This window comes from Streptomyces sp. NPDC005195 (assembly GCF_040608315.1).
Lineage (GTDB): Bacteria > Actinomycetota > Actinomycetes > Streptomycetales > Streptomycetaceae > Streptomyces > Streptomyces kaempferi.
Genome location: NZ_JBEXHZ010000164.1, coordinates 1 through 4,607 on the forward strand (window position 1 = coordinate 1; position 4,607 = coordinate 4,607).

Below are 4,607 nucleotides of genomic sequence, written 5' to 3' on the forward strand. Positions count from 1 at the left end.
CCCGGCGCCGCCGAGTTCACCGCCGAACTCGCCGCACTCGGCGCCCGCGCCGAGATCGCCCGCTGCGACATCGCCGACCCCGCCGACCTCGCCCGCCTGCTCGCCGCCGTACCCGCAGAACGGCCCCTGGACGCCGTCTTCCACACCGCCGCCGTCCTCGACGACGGCGTGCTCGGCTCCCTCACCCCCGAACGCCTGGCCGACGTCCTGCGCGTGAAGGTGGGCGGCGCCCTCAACCTCGACGCCGCCACCGCCGGCCTCGACCTGTCCGCCTTCGTCCTGTTCTCGTCCTCCTCCGGCGTCTTCGGCAGCCCCGGCCACGGCAACTACGCCCCCGGCAACGCCTTCCTCGACGCCCTCGCCGAGGACCGCCGCGCCCGCGGCCTGCCGGCCACCGCCGTCGCCTGGAGCGGCTGGGCCTCCGGCGGCATGGCCTCCGGCACCGTCGGCGAACGCCTCCACCGCCACGGCGTACGCCTCATGGACCCCGAGACCGCCGTCACCGCACTCCAGCGCGCCCTCGACCACGACGACACCACCCTCGTCGTCACCGACATCGACTGGGAGGTGTTCGGCGCCGAACTCGCCAAGGGCCGCCCGCGCCGCCTCTACGCCGCCCTGCCCGAACTGCAGCAGATCCTGGCCGACACCCGGCGCACCGCACCCGGGCACGAGTCCGCCGAAGCGACCGGCCTCGCCGGACAGCTCGCCCGGCTCGGCGAGAGCGAGCGCCGCAACGCCCTCCTCGCCCTCGTCCGCGCACACATCGCCTACGTGCTCAACCACCCGAGCCCCGACGACGTCGAACCCACCCGCGCCTTCCGCGAACTCGGCTTCGACTCCCTCACCGCCGTGGAACTGCGCAACACCCTCAACGAGGCCACCGGCCTGCGACTGCCGGCCACCCTCATCTACGACTACCCCACCCCCGCCGCCCTCGCCGACCACCTGAGCGCGCAGTTCGTCCCCGCGGACACCAGCACCCCGCCCGCCGACGCCCCGGCCCGGACCACGCACACCGACGCCGACGACGATCCGGTCGTCATCGTCTCCATGGCCTGCCGCTTCCCCCAACAGGCCGACACACCCGAGGAGTTCTGGCAGCTGCTCGCCGACGGCACCGACGCGCTCACCACCTTCCCCGACGACCGCGACTGGGACCTCGACGCACTCCGCGGCACCGAGCCCGGCGGCGTCGCCACCCGCGTCGGCGGCTTCCTCTCCGGCTTCGCCGACTTCGACGCCGGATTCTTCACCATCTCCCCGCGCGAGGCCGCCGCGATGGACCCGCAGCAGCGCCTGCTCCTGGAGATGTCCTGGGAGGCGTTCGAGCGGGCCGGCATCGACCCGAAGACCCTGCGCGGCAGCCGCACCGGCGTCTTCGCCGGCACCAACTACCAGGACTACTCCTCCCGCCCGCTGCTCCTCGACGCGGACGCGGGCGCCCACCTCGGCACCGGCAACTCGGCGGCCGTCATGTCCGGCCGCCTCTCCTACACCTTCGGTCTGGAGGGCCCGGCGGTCACCGTCGACACCGCCTGCTCCGCCTCGCTGGTCGCCCTGCACCTGGCCGTGCGCTCACTGCGCTCCGGCGAGTCGGACCTCGCCCTGGCCGGCGGCGTCACCATCATGTCCACCCCCGGCCTGTTCATGGACTTCACCCGCCAGGGAGGCCTGTCGCAGGACGGGCGCTGCAAGGCGTTCGCGGACGCCGCCGACGGCACCGGCTTCTCCGAGGGCGGCGGCATGCTCCTGGTGGAACGCCTCTCCGACGCCCGCCGCAACAACCACCCCGTCCTCGCCGTCGTCCGCGGCACCGCCGTCAACCAGGACGGCGCCTCCAACGGACTGACCGCCCCCAACGGCCCCTCCCAGCAGCGCGTCATCCGCGCCGCCCTCACCGACGCCGGCCTCGCCACCACGGACATCGACGCCGTCGAGGCGCACGGCACCGGCACCACCCTCGGCGACCCCATCGAGGCCCAGGCCCTGCTCGCCACCTACGGCCAGGACCGTGAGCCCGGACAGCCGCTGTGGCTCGGCTCGGTGAAGTCCAACATCGGCCACACCCAGGCCGGCGCCGGCGTCGCGGGCATCATCAAGATGGTCGAGGCGATACGGCACGGCGTCCTGCCCGCCACCCTCCACGTCGACCGGCCCTCGACCCACGTCGACTGGACGGAGGGCGACATCCGGCTGCTGACCGAGGCCGTCGACTGGCCCGAGGCGGACCGTCCCCGCCGCGCCGGTGTCTCCTCCTTCGGCATCAGCGGCACCAACGCCCACGTCATCCTCGAAGCCGCCACCGACGAGACACCCACCGACCCCGACGGGCCGGCCCCCCACGACACCCGCGACGAGGCGCCCCTCACCCCCTGGGTGCTCACCGCCCGCAGCGCCACCGCCCTGCGCGACCAGGCGAGCCGCCTGCTCGCCCACCTCGCCGACCGCCCCGAGACCGACCCCCGCGACGTGGGCCTGTCCCTCGCGACCACCCGCACCGCCTTCGAGCACCGGGCCGTCGTCCTCGGCGCCGACCGCGCCGAACTCACCGAAGGCCTCACCGCACTGGCCGACGGGCGCGCCACCCCGCACACCCCCGCCGGCATCGCACGCGGCGGCGGAAAGACCGCGTTCCTGTTCACCGGCCAGGGCGCCCAGCGCCCCGGCATGGGACGCGAACTCCACCGGGCCCACCCCGTGTTCGCCGACGCCTTCGACGCCGTCTGCGCCCACCTCCCCGGCCTGCGCGAGATCGTCCTCGGCGACGACACCGGCAGCAACACCGGCAACACCGACCGCGCCGACACCCTGAACCGCACCGAGCACGCCCAGCCCGCCCTGTTCGCCTTCGAGGTCGCCCTCTACCGACTGCTGGAGTCCTGGGGCATCGTGCCCGACCAGGTCACCGGCCACTCCGTCGGCGAGATCGCCGCGGCCCACGTCGCAGGCGTCCTGTCCCTGCGGGACGCCTGCACACTCGTGGCGGCCCGCGGCCGCCTCATGCAGCAACTGCCCGCGGGCGGCGCGATGGCCGCCCTGCAGGCCACCGAGGCGGAGGTGCTGCCCCTGCTCGCCGGACGCGAGGCCGAGATCGGCGTCGCCGCCCTCAACGGGCCCTTTGCCACCGTCGTCTCCGGCACCGAGGACGCCGTCGCCGCCGTCGCCGCACACTTCACGGCACTCGGCCGCAAGACCACCCGGCTGCGCGTCAGCCACGCCTTCCACTCACCGCTCATGGACCCCGTCCTCGACGACTTCCGCGCCGTCGCCACCACACTGGCCTACGAGGCACCACGCCTGGCCTACGTGTCCGGCACCACCGGCGAACAGGCCGACGCGCGACAGCTCACCGACCCCGAGTACTGGGTACGGCACGTCCGCGAACCCGTCCGCTTCCACGACGCGCTGCGCCACCTGCGCGACGACCTCGGCGCCACCCGCTTCCTTGAGGTCGGCCCCGACGCCCCCCTGACGGCCATGGCCCCGGCCGTCCTGGAGGACCCCGACCGCGCCGAGGTCCTCCTCACGGCGGCCGTACGCAAGGACGTACCGGAGACCCGCGGCGTCCTCACGGCCGTCGGCCGCCTGTTCACCTCCGGCGTCGCACCGCACTGGCCCGCCCTGTTCACCGGCGCCCGGACCGTCCCCCTGCCCACCTACGCCTTCCAGCGCGAACGCCACTGGCTGCCCAGCGCGCCCTGGTCCGGCGACCTCGAGGGCGCGGGACTGGAGACGGCGGCCCACCCCTTCCTGGGCGCCGCCCTCACCCCCGCCGGCTCCGACACCGTCCTGCTCACCGGACGCCTGTCCCTGCGCACCCACCCCTGGCTCGCCGACCACGCCGTGCTCGGCCAGGTCATCCTGCCCGCGACCGGCTATCTCGACCTCGCCGTCCACGCCGGCGACCGCACCGGCTGCGGCCACCTCACCGAACTCACCCTGCACAGCCCGCTGGTGATCCCCCGCGAGGGCGCCGTCCAGCTCCAGGTCACCGTCGGGGCACCCGACGAGCGGGGCCGGCGCGCCTTCGGCGTGTACGCCCGCCCCGGCGGCACCGACACCGGCACGCCGTGGGAACAGCACGCCCAGGGCACCCTCGCACCCGAGGCCCCGGCCGCGCCGTCCGCCGACCTGAGCGTGTGGCCCCCGCAGGGCGCCGAGACCGTGGCCGAGGGCGGCCACTACGAGCGGTTCACCGACGCCGGGTTCGCCTACGGGCCCGCCTTCCAGGGCCTGGGCACCGTGTGGCGGCGCGGCGACGAGGTGTTCGCCGAGGCCGAACTGCCCGCGGACCACCACGCCGACGCCGCACGCTTCGGCCTGCACCCCGCGCTGCTCGACGCGGCCGTCCAGGCACTCCTCGTCCAACTCCCGGGAGACACAGGGCAGTCACGCAGCCCGGAGCCCATGCTGCCCTTCGCGTGGAGCGGCCTGACCCTGCACGCGGAGGGCGCCACCGCCCTCAGGGTGCGACTGGCGCCGGCCGGACACGAGCACGGCTTCTCCGTGCTCGTCACCGACACCGACGGCCGGCCCGTCGCCACCGCCGAGTCCCTCACCCTGCGCGCCGTGGCCGCCGACCGGCTGCGCGGACCCGACGACCG

The 4,607-nt window shown here is 75.0% G+C and carries 1 protein-coding gene; it reads left to right on the plus strand.

Annotation, left to right across the window (positions count from 1 at the left end; all coding sequences use genetic code 11):
- On the plus strand, positions 1–4,607 hold a 4,607-nt coding region (locus tag ABZV34_RS37230), incomplete at both ends, for a type I polyketide synthase (protein WP_356287032.1).